This window comes from Streptomyces sp. bgisy100 (genome assembly GCF_057709105.1).
The window spans coordinates 57,594-75,797 of sequence record NZ_JBYITE010000031.1 but is presented as its reverse complement, the minus strand read 5'-3'; the positions used below and the strand labels follow the sequence as shown (position 1 = coordinate 75,797).

Here is an 18,204-nt window from a genome sequence, read left to right as displayed (position 1 = left end):
GCCATTCGTTATCTAAGTGAAGGCAGGCGCCGCAGCGGGGACCGAACCGTCCAAAAGGGTGGAATCACCCATCTCGTTGAGGACGAGCGCCAGCGCGCCGAGCACCTCGGCACGGCCGCCGAGGGCCCCCGGAACGACCGACAGCCGACGCGCCGCGCTGGGGATCGCGTACCGCGCGACCGACTCCCGGATGGGCGCCAGGACCAGCTCACCGGCCTCGGCGAGATCGCCGCCGAGCACCACCCGGCTGGGGTTGAGCAGGTTGCAGAGGTTCGCCACGCCGCTGCCGATGTGCCGGCCCACGTCGCCGATCACCCGGCGGCAGCCGGGGTCGCCCTCCCGGGCGAGCTGCACCATGCGCTCCACGGTCAGGTCGGGGCCGTGGCTGGAGTGCAGCAGCCCCAGGATGTAGCGGGCCGCGGTGAAGGTCTCCAGGCAGCCGCGGTTGCCGCAGCGGCACACCGGCCCGGACTCGTCGAGCGTGATGTGCCCGATCTCCCCGGCCGTGCCGCCGGGCCCGCGGTAGATCTGCCCGTTGATCACCAGACCGGCGCCGACGCCGCTGGCCACCTTGATGTACGCCAGGTCCTTCACCCCGCGCCCGCCGCCCCAGACCAGCTCGCCGAGGGCGCCCAGGTTGGCGTCGTTGTCGACGTGCACCGGCACCCCGAGGCGCTCCGAGAGCTCCTCGCGCGGGTTGATGCCCACCCAGCCCGGGAGGATCGCGGTGGAGCCCAGGGTCCCGGTCTCCACATCGATCGGGCCGGGCACGCCGAGGCCGACCCCGATGACCTTCTCCGGACGGATGTCCGTGCCCGCGATCAGCCGGTTGACCAGCAGTTCCGCCCGGTCGAAGCCCTGGGCGGCCGAGGCGTCGACATCCAGCGGCTCGGACTCCTCGGCGAGCACCTCATGCGCCAGGTTGCCGATCGCGACCCGCAGGTGGGTGTGGCCGAAGTCCACGCCGACGACGACGCCGGCGTCCCCGCTCAGCGAGACGCTGCGGGCCCGCCGGCCCCCCGCCGACGTGGGGGTGACCTGGACCGTTCCGCCGTCCTTCAGCTCCCGGACGATGTTGGAGACCGTGGCGGCGGACAGCCCGGTGCTCCGGGCGATCTCCGCCTGGGTGAGCGAGCCGGCCAGCCGCACCGCGCGGACGACGCGCTCCAGATTGGCCCGGTGCAGCGACGACTGCGATCCCGGAGTCTCCACGCTCTGATCACTCCCACCTGGGGCAGGACGGAGCCGCGCCGATGAGACCCCGTCGTATACAACATATGAACTCTAAGCAGAGCCCCAGACGTTGTTTCCCGTCAAGGCCTTGAGCGGGCCAGGCATCGGATGAGCGCCATCGTAGGCAACCTGTCCGGACCTGCGCGCCCCGAGCAGGAAAGGGAACAGGTGGGAGCCCGCTCCCGGCCGAATGGCCGGAAACAGACCCCCGCCCGAGGGCATCCGGGCGGTGTGCGGATCATGAGCGCGCCGCCCCGGCCTGCCCCCGTTCCCGTTCCGTCGGCCGGGCCCGGCTGTGCGCCTGCCGCGCGCGGGCCCGCCCGTCGGGCCCCTGCTCCGCGCGGCCCCGGCCGCCTGCTCGGCTCCGTCGCTGCTTCGTCGCGCCCCGCCGCCGCTCCTGCTACTTGAGCGCCCCCGCGGTGAGGCCGGCCTGTACCTGCCGCTGGAAGACGATGTACACGGCGAGCACCGGCAGCATGGCCATGACCAGACCGGCGAAGAGTCCCGACCAGTCCCCCTTGTACCCCTGGCTGACGGCGAGCTGCACCAGGCCCTGGGTCAGCAGCTTCCGGTCCGGCCCGGTGTTGAGCACCGTCGGCAGCAGGTACTGGTTCCACTGCCCCAGGAAGTTGAAGATCCCGACGCTGATCAGGCCGGGCTTCGCCATCGGCAGCATGACCTGGAAGAACGTCCGGGTGTGCGAGGCCCCGTCGATCAGCGCCGCCTCCGCCACCGAGGTGGGCAGGGTGCGGAAAAAGGCGGTCAGGAAGAAGACGGTGAACGGCAGCGAGTAGGCGATGTAGGCCAGGATCAGCCCGTGGTAGGTGTTCAGCAGCCCCATGTTCTTCATGACGAAGAACAGCGGCACCAGCGCGAGGATGACGGGGAAGCTCATCCCGCCGACGAACAGGTAGTACAGGAACCGGCTGCCCGGGAACTCGAAGCGGGCCAGCACATAGGCGGCCATCGAGCCGAGCAGCATGGTGCCGATCAGTCCACCGCCCACGACCACCGCGGTGTTGAAGAAGTAGTCCCCCATGTGCGCCTTGGTCCAGGCGCGCGTCCAGTTGTCCAGATGCAGGGCGGACGGCAGCGCCCAGGGCGAGGTGAAGATCTCCCGGTCGTCCTTGACCGAGCTCATCACCGCCCAGATCAGCGGCATGGTGACCAGCAGCCCCCAGACCACCAGCACACCGTGCGAGAAGACGTTGAGGACGCGGCCTTCACCGTCCGACCCGCGGTCCGGGCGGCCGCCGCCGCTCCCGAACACCCCCCGCTGCCGCGGCAGGGCCGGCGCGGGGGCACCGGGGACGGGCCGCCCGTCCGCCTTCGTCACGCCCGGGAGGTCCGAGGGCTCTGCTTGCGCGGTCACGGTGCTACCCCCAGGTCGGCGTTCGGGCGGTCGGTCCGGTGCGGCGTCCTATCGATCGGTACTGCCGTCACCGCCATCGGTGCTGCCTTACCGGTCGTCAGTGGTGCTGCCTCACCGGTCGTCAGTACTGCCCTCTCAGCCATCGGTTCGGCCGTCCCGGCCCTCGGTGCTGCCGAGGGCCGGGCCATCGGTGCTGCCGTCCCGGCCCTCGGTACGGCCGCTCCCGCCGTCGTCTCCGTCGTCGTCCCCGCCATCAGTACTCCAGCCGCTCGCGCCGGCCGAACTTCATGACGACGAAGGCGAACAGCAGGGTCACGATCAGCAGGGCCACGCCGAGCGAGGTCGCGTAGCCGGCCTGTCCGTCCCGGAACGCCTTGGTGTAGAGGAAGAAGGACAGGACCTCGGTGGAGTAGGCCGGTCCGCCCGGCCCCACCGTCATGATCTGCACGACGGCGAAGGAGAACGCGTCGAGCGAGAGAATCCCCATGTAGATCCAGCCGGTCTGCACGGTGTCCCACAGCAGCGGCAACGTGATCCGCCAGAAGGTGTGGAAGCGGTTGGCCCCGTCGAGCAGCGCCGCCTCGTAGAAGTCCTTCGGGATCGAACTCATCCCGGCGGAGAAGAGCACCACGTAGAAGCCGACATTGCTCCAGACCATCACCGCCATGACGCACCACAGCGCCAGATCGGGATCGCCCAGCCAGTCGGGCTGCACCGAGTCCAGCCCGACGGCCTGCAGGAACGAGTTCAGCGCACCGCTGTTGGGGTTGTACGCGAACTGGAACAGCAGCGCGACGATGGCGATCGAGAGGACCTGCGGAAAGAAGTAGACGATCTTGTAGAGGCCGGAGCCGCGCACTCCGCCGATCGCCGCGTTCTTCCGGCGCCGGCCGCCGACGTTCAGCATGAAGGCGAGGAAGAGCCCCAGCCCGAGCGTCACCAGCGGCAGCACGAGGAGCAGCAGCAGGTTGTTGCCCAGCGCCGTCCAGAAGATGTCGTCGTGCAGCATCCGCTCGTAGTTGCGGAGGCCGACCATCGAGAAGTCGGGGCTCAGCCCGGTCCAGTCCGTGAACGAGTAGTAGATGGCCTGGACGAAGGGCGAGATCACAAAGACTGCGTAGATCGCCAGAGGCAGGGCCAGAAACCCCGCGACGAAGCGGTACTTGCCGTGCTGCATTCCCTACCGACCCCGATCCTCCCCTGAGGGCGCCGCCGCTGGTGACGCGCCGGTCCGCACCGTCAGTGCCGGTATTTCTTGACGGCGTCGTCCTTGGCGGTCTCGTCGGCGAACTTCTGGCACTTCGCGACGCACTCCACCGGGGTCATCCGGCCGGCCATCATCTCGCCGAGCGCGGCGACGCCGATCTTCTCCTTCTCCAGGGCCACGTACCAGTCCTGGATCCGCGGGTTGACGATGTTCTCCCCGGCCTTGTCCAGCGCCTCGGTGGCGGACTTCAGCCCCGGCGGGAGGGTGAGTCCCTCGGTTCCGCCGTTGAGGGAGGTGAGCGAGGAGACCTGCCGGGTGAAGTTCTTCGACGACTTCTCGCCGAGCATGATGCGCAGCAGCTCCATGCCGCCCTGCGGGTTCTTCGCCGACCGGGGCACGACGAACGGCTCGCCGCCGGACGCCCACAGGGTGCCGAACGGCATCCGGTCCGAGGAGTCCAGGCCCGACGGCGCGCCGACGGTCATCCCGAACCCCTTGGGCGTGGTCTTCTTCGCCTCGTTCTCCACCCAGGAACCGTTCGGTATGAACAGGGCCTTGCCGCCGGTCCACGCCGTCTGCGCCTCGATGTGCGTCAGACCGGGCGTCCCCTTGAGGATGTAGCCCTTCTGGTGGAGTTCGTAGTACGCCTCGAAGGCCGACTTGACCGCCGGGTGCTTCCAGGCGTTCGGCTCCAGGTTGTCGATCGCCTTCAGGACGTCGGCGCCGCCGATCTTGGCGATGAACGGGTAGAGGCTGAACGGCAGGTAGTAGGGGTACTTGCCGGGGTAGGTCCAGCCGGCGATGCCCTTCTTCTTGGCCGCGGCACAGACCTTGAGCATGTCGTCCCAGGTCTCGGGGTACTCCCAGTCGTTCTTCTCCAGGGTGGAGCGCGAGTACCAGACGCCGTAGACCGTGTAGGCGTAGTAGAGGATCCAGACCGGCTTGCCGTCGAACCGGCCCATCTCCACGACGCCCGGCCGCAGGGTGTCGCGGACCTTCTTGGACGGGTCGTCCACGGACGGAGCGTCGAGCAGCTCGGTCAGGTCGGTGAGCTGGTTCTTCGACACCAGCGTGCCGAAGTCCATCTGTTCGGCACCGGAGTTGTCGATGAGGTCCGGCGGGGTTCCGCCGTTGAACCGGGGCTGGAGCGTGGACTGGATCTTCTGGGTGGAGGCGTGCGCGACCTTGGCCTTCGGATACGCCTTCCGGTACTCCGCCTCCGCGTCCTTGGCGTACTGCTCGCCGAAGCCGCCGTCGAAGATGACGACGTCCAGGGGTGCGCCGGCGTTGACGCCGAGCGGATTTTTCTCCGACTTCTCGCCCTTGTCGACCGGCTTGTCGCCGTCGCTGTCGCTGGTCGCACACGCGCTGAGCGCGCTCATCGACGGCACCGCGATCAGGCCGAGTGCCGCCGCCCTCCTGATCACGTCACGACGCCCGTACTCAGAGGTGGATCCCATGCTCAAGTCCTCGCCTTCTCCAGGACTCAGGCGGTGTACGGGAGCCTGCCCGGCACCGCGGTCGTTGAAGCTCGGGTCGTGCAGGGTGTGCGCCGGGATGACTGGAGTGCCGCGGCGACCGGCGCTCGTCGCGCCCCGCCGCACCCGTTCCTCCGGGTCCGTGAATGCCTCGTACGGCCCTCGACCGCCTCGTACGGCCCTCGGACGCCGACAGGTATAGTCCATTCGCGGCCAACTGGGCAAGATCGAATACAAGTTTGGACAACAGATTTCCCGAGTTGAGACCTCGGCCGCATACGGGTCTCCGGCGCCCGGACAAAAGCGGAATGCACGGCGTGCCCCACCCGGCAATCAGCCGACGACCCGTCAGAGTGGTACCACCCGCCGCCTTGACACCGTCCGCCCCATCCACCATTACTGATTTCTGCGCAACCGGTGTGACAACGTTGTCTGAACCGTTGGAGGGGCTGGACATGCAGCGCAGGCGATGGCGAGGTCACGGACGTACGGCCGCCCTGGTGGCGGCCGTCGTCGTACTGGCCTCGGCGCTACCGGGAGCGGCAGCGCAAGCGACTCCGGCGGCGCTCCCCCGCCAACCCGTGGGGGTCGGCGAGGAGTTCACCACCTCCTTCGAGACCGGCGATCCCCAGCCCACCTGGAGCAACACCGTGGAGACCGGTCCGGACGGCCGGAAGAAGGCGTCCGGGGTCGACGGCGGCTACTCCCCGGGCCTGCCGGGCGATGTGACGGACCGGGTGACGGAGGTGCGGGCCAGCGCCGAGAACACCGCCGCCGGGGAGATCAAGGAGAACCTCGTCGACGGCGAGACCGGCAGCAAATGGCTGGTGTTCGACGACTCCGCCTGGCTGGAGTTCGACCTCGCGGAGCCGGTGGCCGTGGTGCGCTACGCCCTCACCTCCGCCAATGACGCGGCCGGGCGCGACCCGCGGGACTGGACGTTCCTGGGCTCCGACGACGGCGAGAACTGGACGCCGCTGGACACCCGCGAGTCCGAGGTCTTCGAGGAGCGCCAGCAGACCCGCACCTTCCCGGCCCGGAACACCCACGCCTACCGGCACTACCGGCTGGACCTCACCCGGAACGCCGGTGAGCAGCTCACCCAGCTCGCCGAGGTGCAGTTCTCCAACGGCGACGACACCACACCGTCCGCCTCCGACATGCGCAGCTATCCCGACCGGGGCCCGGCCGGCTCCCCCACCGGGAAGGCCAACGCCGGGTTCACCGGTGTGCGGGCGCTGCGCTACGCGGGGGTCCACCAGCCCGCGGGCCGCGCCTACTCGTACAACAAGGTCTTCGACGTCGACACGGCCGTCACCCCGACGACCCGGCTCTCCTACCGGATCCACCCCTCGCTCACCGAGGGCGACCTGACCTATCCGGCCACCCGGGTCGCGGTGGACCTGGCGTTCACCGACGGCAGCTATCTGAGCGAGCTCGGCGCCGTCGACCAGCACGGCGCCCCGCTGACCCCGCAGGGCCAGGCCGCCTCGAAGACCCTGTACGTCAACCAGTGGAACCACAAGGAGTCCGCCATCGGCCGGGTCGCCGCGGGCAGGACGATCGACCGGATCCTCGTCGCCTACGACGCCCCGAAGGGACCCGCGAAGTTCCGCGGCTGGGTGGACGACATCGCGATCGCCCCCGAGCCGCCCGCACCGCCCCCGGCCCATGTGGCGGACCACGCGGTGACCACCCGCGGCACCAACTCCAGCGGCACCTTCTCCCGGGGCAACACCTTTCCGGCCACCGCCGTCCCGAACGGCTTCAACTTCTGGACGCCGGTCACCAACGCCGGTTCGTCCAGCTGGCTCTACGAGTACGCACGGGCCAACAACGACGACAACCTGCCCACCGTCCAGGCCTTCGCCGCCAGTCACGAGCCCAGCCCCTGGATGGGCGACCGGCAGACGTTCCAGGTGATGCCGTCCGCCGCGGCGGGCACCCCGGACGCCGGGCGCACGGCCCGCGCCCTCCCCTTCCACCACGAGAACGAGACCGCCCGCCCGCACTACTACGGCGTCACCTTCGACAACGGGCTGCGCACCGAGATCGCGCCGAGCGACCACGCGGCGCTGATGCGGTTCACCTTCCCCCGGGACGACGCCAGCGTGATATTCGACAACGTGAACAACAAGGGCGGGCTCACGCTCGACCCCGCGCGCGGTGTGGTGACCGGCTTCTCCGACGTCCGCAGCGGGCTGTCCACCGGCGCCACGCGGCTTTTCGTGTACGGCGTGTTCGACGCGCCGGTCAGCGCCGGCGGCCGGCTCAGCGGCGGCGGGGGCAAGGACGTCGGCGGGTTCTTCCGCTTCCGGCCCGGCGCGGACCGCACCGTGACGCTGCGCATCGCCACCTCGCTGATCGGTGTCGACCAGGCGCGGGCCAACCTCGCCCACGAGATCCCGGAGACGGCCACCCTGGCCTCGGTGCGGGAACAGGCGCGGGACCAGTGGGACGCGCTGCTCGGCCGGGTCGAGGTGGAGGGCGCCACCCGGGACCAGCTCACCACCCTCTACTCCAGCCTCTACCGGCTGTACCTCTATCCGAACTCCGGCTTCGAGAACACCGGGACGCCGCTGAACCCGGTGCACCGGTACGCCAGTCCGTTCTCCGCACCGGTGGGCGCGAACACCCCGACCCGGACCGGCGCGAAGATCGTGGACGGTGAGGTCTACGTCAACAACGGCTTCTGGGACACCTACCGGACCACCTGGCCCGCGTACTCCCTCCTCACCCCGGAGCGGGCCGGGCGGATGGCCGACGGCTTCGTCCAGCAGTACCGGGACGGCGGCTGGATCTCCCGGTGGTCCTCCCCCGGCTACGCCGATCTGATGACCGGCACCAGCTCGGACGTGGCGTTCGCCGACGCCTACCTCAAGGGCGTGGACCTCGACGCCGGGACCGCGTACGAGGCCGCGCTGAAGAACGCCACCGTCGCCCCGCCCATCCCCGGTGTCGGCCGGAAGGGCATGGAGACCTCCGTGTTCCAGGGCTACACCAGCACCGCGACCCGCGAGGGCATGTCCTGGGCCCTGGAGGGCTACCTCAACGACTTCGGCATCTCCCGGATGGGCAAGGCCCTTTACGCGAAGACCGGGAAGGCGCGGTACCGCGAGGAGTCGGAGTACTTCCGCAACCGCGCCCTGAACTACGTCAAGCACTTCGACCCGGCGGTCGACTTCTTCCAGGGCAAGGACCCGGCCGGCGACTGGCGGCTGCCGCCCTCGTCCTACGACCCGCGGGTCTGGGGGCACGACTACACCGAGACCAACGGCTGGAACTTCGCCTTCACCGCCCCGCAGGACACCCGCGGCCTGGCCGCGCTGTACGGCGGGAAGCGCGCCTTCGCCGAGAAGCTCGACACCTTCTTCGCCACCCCGGAGACGGCCGAGCCGAAGTACGCGGGCTCGTACGGCGGCGTCATCCACGAGATGACCGAGGCCCGGGACGTGCGCATGGGCATGTACGGGCACAGCAACCAGGTGTCGCACCACATCCCGTACATGTACGACGCGGCGGGACAGCCCTGGAAGACACAGAAGCAGGTGCGCGAGGTGCTGTCCCGGCTCTATCTCGGCAGCGAGATCGGCCAGGGGTACCCCGGCGACGAGGACAACGGCGAGATGTCCGCCTGGTACCTGTTCAGCGCGCTGGGCTTCTATCCGCTGGTGATGGGCAGCCCGGAGTACGCGGTGGGCTCACCGCTGTTCACCAAGGCGACCGTGCACCTGGCGGGCGGCCGTGACCTGGTGGTCTCCGCCCCGCGGAACAGCGCCCGGAACGTCTACGTCCAGGGCCTGAAGGTCAACGGGAAGACCTGGACCTCGACGGCGCTCCCGCACGCGGAGATCGCGCGCGGCGGCACGCTGGAGTTCACCATGGGTCCGAAACCGTCCACCTGGGGCACGGGGAAGGACGCCGGACCGTCCTCGCTCACCCTTGGCGACGAGCCGCCGCGGCCGATGGACGATGTGACGGTGAACGAGGGCTCCGCGCTGTTCGACGACACGTCGAGTACGGACGGCGCCTTCTCCTCGGTCACGGTGGAGCCGCGGTCGGCGGCCCGGGTGGCGTACTACACCCTCACCTCGTCGAAGAGGGCCGAGGCACCGGCGGGGTGGGTCCTGAAGGGGTCGGACGACGGTGAGCAGTGGACCGTCCTGGACCGGCGGTCGGACCAGTCGTTCACCTGGGACCGGCAGACCCGGGTGTTCGCGGTGGCGCACCCGGGCACGTACCGGCACTACCGGCTGGAGGCGGTGGGGGGCCGGGGGAGGCTGGCGGAGGTGGAGTTGCTGGCACAGCCGCGCACGGGCTGACCTGGCGGCCTGTGCCGTTCGACGTCATGGCTGCTCCCGGATCCGGCGGGTCCGGGAGCAGGGACCGAACCCATCGACTCCGCGAGGCGGCCGAGCGGGGGCCCTGCTAATGCGCGGTGCCCCCGCCCCGTCGGGACGCATGGCCTGCAGACATCTTCGGCCAGCGGACAGAGGCCAACCATCGGCCCCGGGGCCACCGCGCGGCCTTCAAAAGTCCGCCCCCTCCCCCATGATCACGCAGTGGTCGTTCCTGTTCCCAGCCGACCTCTTGCCGGACCGCGAAGCCGGACGGAGCCGGGATCGGACCGCGACCTCCGCGGTGTGCCCGGTTGAGTACTGGACTGGTGATCCGCGAAGTTGGCTGGAAGTTGACACAGACCTGCCTGCGCACCGGGTCCGGCGCCGATGATGATCCACTGAGGTGAAATACTCCCTCTCCGACAGGAAGCCGGATCCCGCTGCTCTGCAGAGAGGGGAAACAATGCCGGGAGCGTCTACGCCGCGGTACTCCACCAGAAAGTGCGAGCGTGCCTGGAAGGAGGCTGTCGGATTTCTGCGGCAGGGCCGGCTGGACTGGGCAGCGCAGCGCTTCGAACAAGCCACTCAGCACGATCCGTCGGCTGCCGATGCCTGGCTGGGACTGCACGCCACGGGGCACCGTCAGTCGGAAGCCATCGACGCGATGTCACAGAACCGTGGCTCCTTCGGCGCTCTGCGCACCAGATGCGGTATGCCGCTGAAGTCCCGATTCGACCTCGGCGTCTACGTCACATTCCGCCTTGAGACCGCACGCGATCTCTGGCTCGCCGTCATGTCGAAACTCCTTCACGAACGGCGGCCGGACGAAGCATGGAAGTCGCTCTCGGAGGCTTACCTCGACTGTGACGAGACGCGGTTCGCGTGTACGAGATACGCATTCCTGAAGCAGGACTGGCCCCTCGTCCTGCAGTTCTCGCGGAACATCACTGACGCGCTCCTTCGCGAGGAATCCCAGCTGTACGTGGCCAGAGCCCTCATCGAGCAGAATGTATTCCACGAGGCGCTCAACACCCTCGCAGCACTCCCGAGGGCGATGGACAAGGAAAGCCGCTTCGAGGGAGAGGTCGCTTACGAACGGGGCCTTGCATACGAGGGGCTGGGGCAGCATGAAGACGCCCTGCGGCACTACCAATTCGCCTTCCGCTGCTTCCCCACCCTGGCCGATGTCGCCACCCGCGCGCAGGCCGTCACGGTCCGGGCCACCGCTGTCCCCACCCGGCAGACACCCTCTACTGCGGTGACGGCCGATAACACATCGCTCGCCCCTGACACCCGAACCCGGGAGTCGTGGCTGAGCGACGCAATGGCGCTGCTGGACGGCATGGTGGGACTGGAGCCGGTGAAACGCCAGCTTCGCACGCTTGTCGCGCAGTTGCGCATGACCGCTGTACGAAGAGAGCAGGGACTCCCTTCGACTTCGGCCCCACAGCACTTTGTCTTTGCCGGTCCGCCCGGCACCGGCAAGACCACCGTGGCGCGAGTGCTCGGCCAGGTGTTCGCCGGGCTGGGACTGCTTGAACAGGGGCACGTAGTAGAGGCGCAACGTGTCGATCTCGTCGGTCAGCATCTCGGCGAGACAGCCATCAAGACGAGCAAAGCGATCGACTCCGCACTCGACGGCGTCCTGTTCATCGACGAGGCTTACGCACTGTCGAACAGCGGCTACTCCGGCGGCGACGCTTTCGGTGACGAAGCACTCCAGGTCCTGCTCAAGCGCGCAGAGGACGACCGAGACCGACTCGTCGTCATCCTGGCCGGCTACCCGCATGAGATCAACACGCTGCTCGCGACCAATCCAGGCCTGGCTTCAAGGTTTACCACGCGCGTGAGCTTCCCCTCGTACTCTGCCGACGAACTCGTGGAAATCACCCATAGCTTCTTCGAAGCCCAGGGCGATGCCCTCGATGAGGACGCTTCCACCACGCTCGAAGCGCACTGCAGGCGCGCCGTGGACGACGATCTTGTCGACCAGCTGGGCAATGGCCGCTTCGCGCGTGAACTGTGTCGGAAAGCTGCCGCGCTGAGAGATCTTCGTCTGTACGAGCTCTACGGAGGATCCGACACTCCCACCCGCGCGGAGATCACCACGGTACGCCTCGCGGACATCTCTGAGGCATACCAGGAACTTTACGACAGCGCGATCGAGCCCTGAACTGCGAACCACCGTCGGGGGGCCAGGCCGCCGACATGTGTCAGTGATCAGGGCGTCCCCCGGGGGCCTTTCCATCCCGAGCAACGCCCTCGGGGGACATGTGGCGGGTGTTCAGGCGCATTCGGGCGCGGCGCTGAGGCGCCACACCCAGTCGATGCCCACCTCGCCCGGCGCCTCCGGCCCGTCGGGCCGCTTCCTTCGCTCGACGTGGGTGAAGCCCAGGCGGCGGGGGACGGCGGCGCTCGCCTGGTTGGCCTCGTCGTGGTGGATCTCCAGGTGGTCGGTCCCCGGCAGCGACCGCCCTTCGCGGACCAGGGCCGCGGCGGTCATGGTGGCGAGTCCCCGTCCGGTCCAGCCGGGGTGGATCCAGTAGCCGATCTCCAGGCCACCGGTCCCGATGCGGCGCATCAGCCCACAGCTCCCGATCACGGTGCCGCTGCTGGTGATCGCGTAGTTGAAGGCCTCGCCCGACATCCACTCCAGTTGGGAGGTGGCCAGGAACTCCGCCGAGTGCTCCCGGCTCGATTCGGCGGCCCAGGGCATCCAGGGCCGGAGGTGGTCGAGTGCCTCGGTGGTCACACCGTAGAGGGTGTCGAGGTCGTCGACACGCCACCGGCGCAGCTCGACCTGCTCGAACAGGAGAGTTTCGGAGGGCAGTCCCATGGACGGATGATTCCGCAGTTCGCGGCCGGTCGACAACGCATTTACGCACAGTCGGCACCAGTGCTGTGGGTGCTCACCCCTCGGCACCCAGGCGGCCGCCTTGGCGGCCCGCCTGTCAAACCGAGATCGCCCAAGCGAGAGCATTCCTGTTCGGCTGTGCGCCCTGAAGATCGCAGCCGACACGGCGTGTTGGCCACGCCACGGAGTTGCATCCTCCTCGTGTGTGATAACGCGTGGTCACCAGCTCTGCACGGTTCTGGGCGGTCCATGAGGGGTGTAGAGGGCGAATTTGATCTTCGTCTGCGGGATAGGGTGGGGGCTTCCCACGACCGCCCTCGGAGGTGCCCGCCCGGTGGCTGACAGCTTTGTTCACCTGCACAATCACACTGAATACTCGATGCTCGACGGAGCGCAGAAGCTGAAGCCGATGTTTGCCGAGGTCGACCGGCAAGGCATGCCGGCCGTAGCCATGAGCGACCACGGCAACATGTTCGGTGCGTACGAGTTTCATCAGGTGGCCAAGGGCTTCGACGGCGTCAAGCCGATCATCGGGATCGAGGCGTACGTGGCCCCGTCCTCACGCCGGAACAGGAAGCAGGAGTTCTGGGGGCCGGGCGGGCAGCGCGCCATGTCGGACGACGGTGAGGGGTCGAAGGACGTCTCCGGTGGTGGCCGGTTCACCCACATGACGATGTGGGCCGAGAACGTGGCCGGGCTGCGCAACCTCTTCTACCTGTCGACCGAGGCGTCTTACACGGGCCAGTTCCCGGCGGGCAAGCCGCGTATGGACATGGAGCTGATCGGCGAGCATGCCGAGGGCATCATCGCCACGACAGGCTGTCCCTCCGGCGCGATCCAGACCCGGCTGCGTCTGAACCAGTACGACGAGGCGAAGCAGGTCGCCGGCGCCTACCAGGAGATCTTCGGCAAGGAGAACTACTTCCTGGAGTTGATGGATCACGACCTGGCCATCGAGAAGCAGGTCCGAGACGGGTTGATGCGTCTGGCCAAGGATCTGAACATCCCACTCCTGGCCACCAACGATGCGCACTACATCCATGCGGACCAGGCCGACGCGCACGACAACCTGCTGTGCATCGGCGTCGGGAAGAACAAGGCCGACGAGAAGCGATTCCGCTTCTCGGGCAACGACTACTACCTCAAGACTGCCGCGGAGATGCGAGAGCTCTTCTCCGAGCTGCCCGAGGCTTGCGACAACACGCTGCTGATCGCGGAGCGGATCGGGGCGTACGACGAGGTCTTCGACAACGTCGACGAGATGCCGCAGTTCCCCGATGTCCCTGAAGGCGAGACCCAGGAGTCATGGCTGCGCAAGGAGTGCATGAAGGGCCTCGCGATGCGCTATCGCGACCCGATCCCCGCCGAGGTCCTTGAGCGATTCGAGACCGAGATGTCGGTTATCGGACCTATGGGATTTTCGTCGTACTTCCTCGTCGTCGCGGACATCTGCAGGTACGCGCGCGACAACGGAGTTCCGGTCGGCCCGGGCCGTGGTTCGGCGACCGGCTCGATCGTGGCTTACGCGACGCGGATCACCGAGCTGTGCCCGCTGGAGCATGGCCTGCTGTTCGAGCGGTTCTTGAACCCGGAGCGCATCAACCCGCCGGATGTCGACCTCGACTTCGACGACCGTCAGCGGGACAAGATGGTGCGCTACGTCACCGAGAAGTACGGCGACGAATACACCGCCATGGTGAATACGTTCGGCAAGATCAAAGCCAAGAACGCCATCAAGGACTCCTCGCGCATTCTCGGCTACCCGTTCCAGCACGGTGAGCGGATCACCAAGGCCCTGCCCGACGACATCATGGGCAAGTCGATCCCTCTGGACGGCATCTTCGACTCCGAGCACCCGCGGTACGGCGAGTGCGGCGAGATCCGTCAGATGTACGAGAATGAGCAAGATGTCAAGAAGGTCATCGACACGGCCAAGGGCGTCGAGGGTCTGACACGTGGTACCGGTGTGCACGCGGCTGCGGTCATCCTGTCCAAGACCAGGCTGACCGAGCGCATCCCACTGCACATGCGGGCCAAGGACGGCGTCAAGATCACCGGCTTTGACTACCCCAGTTGCGAGGACATGGGGTTGGTCAAGATGGACTTCCTGGGTCTGCGGAACCTGGGCGTGATCGACCACGCGATCCAGAACATCCGTGTGAACCGTGGGGTCAAGCTCGCGTGCGTTGACCCGGTGGATGGGGACACGGAAACCGTCGTCATCCCGCTCGACAACAAGAAGACGTTCGAACTTCTTGGTCGGGGAGACACTTTCGGCGTCTTCCAGCTCGATGGCGGCGGCATGCGTGCCCTGCTGAAGCTGATGGAGCCGACCCGATTCGAGGACATCGCGGCTGCCCTCGCCCTGTACCGTCCCGGTCCGATGGCCGCCAACGCGCACACCAACTACGCGCTGCGGCAGAACGGTAAGCAGGATCCTGATCCGATCCACCCGGAGCTGAAGGAAGTCCTCGATCCGATCCTGGGCTCCACTCACCACCTGCTCATCTTCCAAGAGCAGATCATGGCCATCGCTCGGACCCTCGCGGGATACACGCTCGGCGGCGCCGACATGCTGCGTCGAGCGATGGGCAAGAAGAAGCCCGAGGTGCTCGCCGCGGAGTGGGAAAAGTTCCACGGCGGAATGAAGGACAACGGCTACTCAGAGGAGGCCATCAAGGCCATCTGGGATGTCATGCTCCCGTTCTCGGGCTACGCCTTCAACAAGTCACACACTGCCGGGTACGGCCTCGTCTCTTACTGGACCGCCTACCTCAAGGCGAACTACCCGGCCGAGTACATGGCCGCTCTCCTGACATCCGTCGGAGATGACAAAGACAAGGCCGGCATCTACCTGGCCGACGCTCGCAAGCTCGGCGTCACTGTTCTGCAGCCGGACGTCAACGAGTCCGTGGCAGAGTTCGCAGCCGTTGGCGATGACGTGCGATTCGGCCTCCGCTCGGTACGCAACGTCGGTGACAACGTCATCGAATCGATCGTCTCGGCCAGGAAGTCAAAGGGCAAATTCAGCTCGTTCGCCGACTTCCTCGACAAGGTCGATCTTCCTGCCCTCAATAAGAGGGCCATCGAATCGCTGATCAAGGCCGGTGCATTCGACTCGTTGGGGCACACCCGTAGGGGCCTGTCCGCCGCGCACGAAATGGCCATTGACGCGGTCGTTCCGTTGAAGAAAGCTGCAGCGTACGGTCAGGACGACCTGTTTGCCGGCCTGGGCGGTGATGGTGCCGAGGAGTCCGGGTTCGGACTCGACGTACAGATCGGCGAAGAAGAGTGGCCGCGGAAGCAACTGCTGTCCACTGAACGGGAAATGCTCGGCATGTATGTCTCCGCGCATCCTCTGGACGGCACTGAGCACATCCTCGCAGCGAACCGGGACACCACGATCGTCGATCTGTTGTCCTCCGGGCGCACCGAGGGCGTGGTCCGCTTGTCCGGGCTGATCACCAGTGTTCAGCCCAAGATGACCAAGCAGGGCAACGCGTGGGCCATCGTCAACCTCGCAGACCGTGACGGCACCATCGAGGTGCTGTTCTTCCCGGCCACGTACCAACTGGTCGTGGGCGCTCTGGTCGAAGACAGCGTGATTTCCGTGCAAGGTCGCATCAATGACCGCGACGGCGCAATCAGCATTTTTGGTCAGGAACTGCAGGTGCTCGATGTCGCCTCAGCGGAGCGTACCGGCGCAGCTCCGGTCATGCTCAGCCTTCCCTACCACCGCGTCAATGAGCCCATGGTCAAGGAACTCAAGCGGATCGTGGGTGCGCATCCGGGAGAGAACCCTGTTCGCCTCTCGGTACGGGGCGTCCGGAAGACGATCGTTTATCAACTTCACTCCACCGTGAACGCGTCCACGATCGCCTCTGACATCAAGGGATCCTTTGGCCAGGACGCATGGCAGGGAGTGGCGTGATCAAGGAGCAACCCGACGGGGACGAAATCCTCCTCAAGCTCGAAGAGGTCCCTCCGTGCCCGCGCTGCGGCGGCGTTGCTCTGCTCCTCGCCCAGTTCCCGCATGCCTGGAGAAACGGCCGTGACGCGGCGGTATCTGGTCTCAAAGAGGCGCTCCTCTGCCCGGCCTGCGACCACGGGGAGCCGGCAGCAGCCGATTTGCTCGCGCTCTTCGCAGTCGATGACCAGGTTGGCCTGGACAACCTGGAGGTCGCAAGGAGACTCCTCTCCGCGTGGGTCGAGTCCGTGCGGCATCGCACCGTGGACGAAGAGGCCCTGAGCGAAGAGTTCGATCAGTGGAGCCGAGGCGAGCTGTAGCCTCCGTTGAATGCGGAGGAAGCATGGGTGAGGCCCGGCTGCGGACCGGGCCTCACACGCATGGCGATCAGATCAGGGCGTGGTGCAGGCGCAGCACGTGCGCCACCATCTCGTCTCGCTCCAGGCAGCGTCGCTGCTCCAGCCGTAGCGCCACGGCCGATATCTCGTCGGCGTCGATGAGCTTCTCGTCGATCAGCGGTGACCCAGTCGCCAGCATCCTGCGGATCATGTCCGGCCCGAAGCGGAGAAGGGCCTGCTGGAGGACTTCGTGGAAGCTTTCCCGCAGCGGCGGATGCGTCACCTCCTGGTCGAAGCCGAGCCGCTGAAGTCGTAGGCGGGCCAAGTGCTTGTTCCGTCGCCATGAGAACGGCAGCCACTGGCCGAACCGCCACATCGCCGGGTCCGCCAGCGGATACAGCGGCCACAGGCCGGCCCGTAGGTACATCGGAGCACCACAGGCCAGAGCACGCAGCGTGGAGTCGGAGATCGGTGGCGCCGGCGGGATACCGCTCTCCTGGTCCTGCAAAGCCTCGAACGTGCTGGGTGTGAGCCAGCGGGGAACGTCAGCCGGCACCAGCGGCGGGTGCTCTCCGGGTGGCAGACTCAGCATCTCGTCACCGCCCACCCCCGCTACGGCCCAAAGGACCCCGTCCGACTTCCACCTGCCGAGCAGCGTGCTGTGCCCGGCAATGTAGATCTCCTCGTGTGGTCCCAGCGGCACCCTCGAAGCGTGCGTCGGGTCCATCGGCAGGTAGTCAGCGGAACACAGGGCAGTGTCCCGGAACCCGGCGTAGCGGATCACCGCTTCGCGCCGCCGCCTCTGCTGTTCGCCAGCAGTCCCATCCTGGATCAGCGCGCCACTGAACAAGGTGGGCCCGTGTCGGGCGGCCAAGGACATAGCCACGTTGCTGCTGTCCATCCCTCCGGACAGCTCGATCGCTGTCCGCTCCGGCAGGTAATGGTGATCTGCCAGTACGGCATCGAGGAGCCGCTCGTAGCCATCGAGGACTCGCGCGTCCGCCGCGAGTTCACGGGGCTCGTCATGGCCGGCTGCCTCTGGCATCAGCACCTGGAGTTCCCCGTCATGGAACCAGGCACTGGAGCGTTCGGTGAGCAGGGAGATCTCCTGCCACACGGTGCGCGTGCTGTAGTGGCCGGTCAGCGCGAGGAGCCGTGCGATCTCGATGCGGTCGAGGTGTTGGTGCGGTATCACTTCACGGAGTCGTGTCACGTCCCAATGGGCATGTAACGTGCTGCGGTTCACCGTCAGGTACACGGGTGCCGGGCAACGGGCGCCCGTGCTGACGGTGATGCCCTGCGGAGTGCTCTCGATGAGGTGGTGCGCTCGTGTCCAGGCGCGGCCTTCAGCAACCACTTCGTCATATGCCTGCCTGCTCATAAGGCGTGGCGAACATGGGGCGTGCGGCTGTCGC

The 18,204-nt window shown here is 67.3% G+C and carries 10 protein-coding genes; 4 read left to right on the top strand and 6 right to left on the bottom strand.

All coding sequences use genetic code 11. The features are described from left to right. Window positions 1–12: 12 nt before the first annotated feature. The 4 genes from AC3EQ1_RS20780 to ngcE form a co-directional block, all read right to left on the bottom strand. Window positions 13–1,212, bottom strand: a complete 1,200-nt coding sequence (locus AC3EQ1_RS20780) for an ROK family transcriptional regulator (protein ID WP_388847206.1) — start codon at window positions 1,210–1,212, stop codon at window positions 13–15. Between the two features lie 421 nt (window positions 1,213–1,633). After that, window positions 1,634–2,503 carry a carbohydrate ABC transporter permease gene (locus tag AC3EQ1_RS20775; RefSeq protein WP_432095850.1) on the bottom strand — a complete coding sequence of 290 codons (870 nt, stop codon included), beginning with the start codon at window positions 2,501–2,503 and terminating at the stop codon, window positions 1,634–1,636. Window positions 2,504–2,858: 355 nt separating this feature from the next. Further along, entirely contained in the window at window positions 2,859–3,782 is a 924-nt protein-coding gene (locus AC3EQ1_RS20770) for a carbohydrate ABC transporter permease (RefSeq protein WP_432095839.1), read from the bottom strand. A 62-nt stretch (window positions 3,783–3,844) separates the two neighbouring features. After that, window positions 3,845–5,272, bottom strand: a complete 1,428-nt coding sequence (gene ngcE / locus AC3EQ1_RS20765; protein ID WP_432095838.1) for an N-acetylglucosamine/diacetylchitobiose ABC transporter substrate-binding protein — start codon at window positions 5,270–5,272, stop codon at window positions 3,845–3,847. Between the two features lie 473 nt (window positions 5,273–5,745). Here ngcE and AC3EQ1_RS20760 point away from each other — a divergent pair, with 473 nt between their 5' ends. Continuing rightward, window positions 5,746–9,612, top strand: a complete 3,867-nt coding sequence (locus tag AC3EQ1_RS20760) for a GH92 family glycosyl hydrolase (RefSeq protein WP_432095837.1) — start codon at window positions 5,746–5,748, stop codon at window positions 9,610–9,612. 421 nt (window positions 9,613–10,033) lie between these two features. Further along, window positions 10,034–11,803, top strand: a complete 1,770-nt coding sequence (locus AC3EQ1_RS20755; RefSeq protein WP_432095836.1) for an AAA family ATPase — start codon at window positions 10,034–10,036, stop codon at window positions 11,801–11,803. Between the two features lie 111 nt (window positions 11,804–11,914). On the opposite strand, the gene AC3EQ1_RS20750 is transcribed toward AC3EQ1_RS20755, so the two are convergent. Beyond that, entirely contained in the window at window positions 11,915–12,466 is a 552-nt protein-coding gene (locus tag AC3EQ1_RS20750; protein WP_432095835.1) for a GNAT family N-acetyltransferase, read from the bottom strand. A gap of 352 nt (window positions 12,467–12,818) precedes the next feature. Between AC3EQ1_RS20750 and dnaE the strand changes: the two genes are divergently transcribed. Both dnaE and AC3EQ1_RS20740 read left to right on the top strand, forming a co-directional pair. Continuing rightward, window positions 12,819–16,415 carry a DNA polymerase III subunit alpha gene (dnaE, locus tag AC3EQ1_RS20745; RefSeq protein ID WP_432095834.1) on the top strand — a complete coding sequence of 1,199 codons (3,597 nt, stop codon included), beginning with the start codon at window positions 12,819–12,821 and terminating at the stop codon, window positions 16,413–16,415. Then, the gene (locus AC3EQ1_RS20740) at window positions 16,412–16,771 is read left to right on the top strand and encodes a DUF6300 family protein (protein WP_432095833.1); all 360 of its coding nucleotides are present in this window, start codon (window positions 16,412–16,414) and stop codon (window positions 16,769–16,771) included. Before dnaE ends, AC3EQ1_RS20740 begins: the two co-directional genes overlap by 4 nt. Window positions 16,772–16,838: 67 nt before the next feature. Here AC3EQ1_RS20740 and AC3EQ1_RS20735 read toward each other — a convergent pair whose 3' ends face one another. Beyond that, window positions 16,839–18,170 carry a hypothetical protein gene (locus AC3EQ1_RS20735; protein ID WP_432095832.1) on the bottom strand — a complete coding sequence of 444 codons (1,332 nt, stop codon included), beginning with the start codon at window positions 18,168–18,170 and terminating at the stop codon, window positions 16,839–16,841. Window positions 18,171–18,204: the final 34 nt, after the last annotated feature.

Excerpts from the sequence above, each read along its gene's own strand:
- AC3EQ1_RS20760 (WP_432095837.1), top strand. The coding sequence starts at position 5,746 with ATGCAGCGCAGGCGATGGCGAGGTCACGGACGTACGGCCGCCCTGGTG.
- ngcE (WP_432095838.1), bottom strand. The coding sequence starts at position 5,272 with ATGGGATCCACCTCTGAGTACGGGCGTCGTGACGTGATCAGGAGGGCG.
- AC3EQ1_RS20750 (WP_432095835.1), bottom strand. The coding sequence starts at position 12,466 with ATGGGACTGCCCTCCGAAACTCTCCTGTTCGAGCAGGTCGAGCTGCGC.
- AC3EQ1_RS20770 (WP_432095839.1), bottom strand. The coding sequence starts at position 3,782 with ATGCAGCACGGCAAGTACCGCTTCGTCGCGGGGTTTCTGGCCCTGCCT.
- AC3EQ1_RS20735 (WP_432095832.1), bottom strand. The coding sequence starts at position 18,170 with ATGAGCAGGCAGGCATATGACGAAGTGGTTGCTGAAGGCCGCGCCTGG.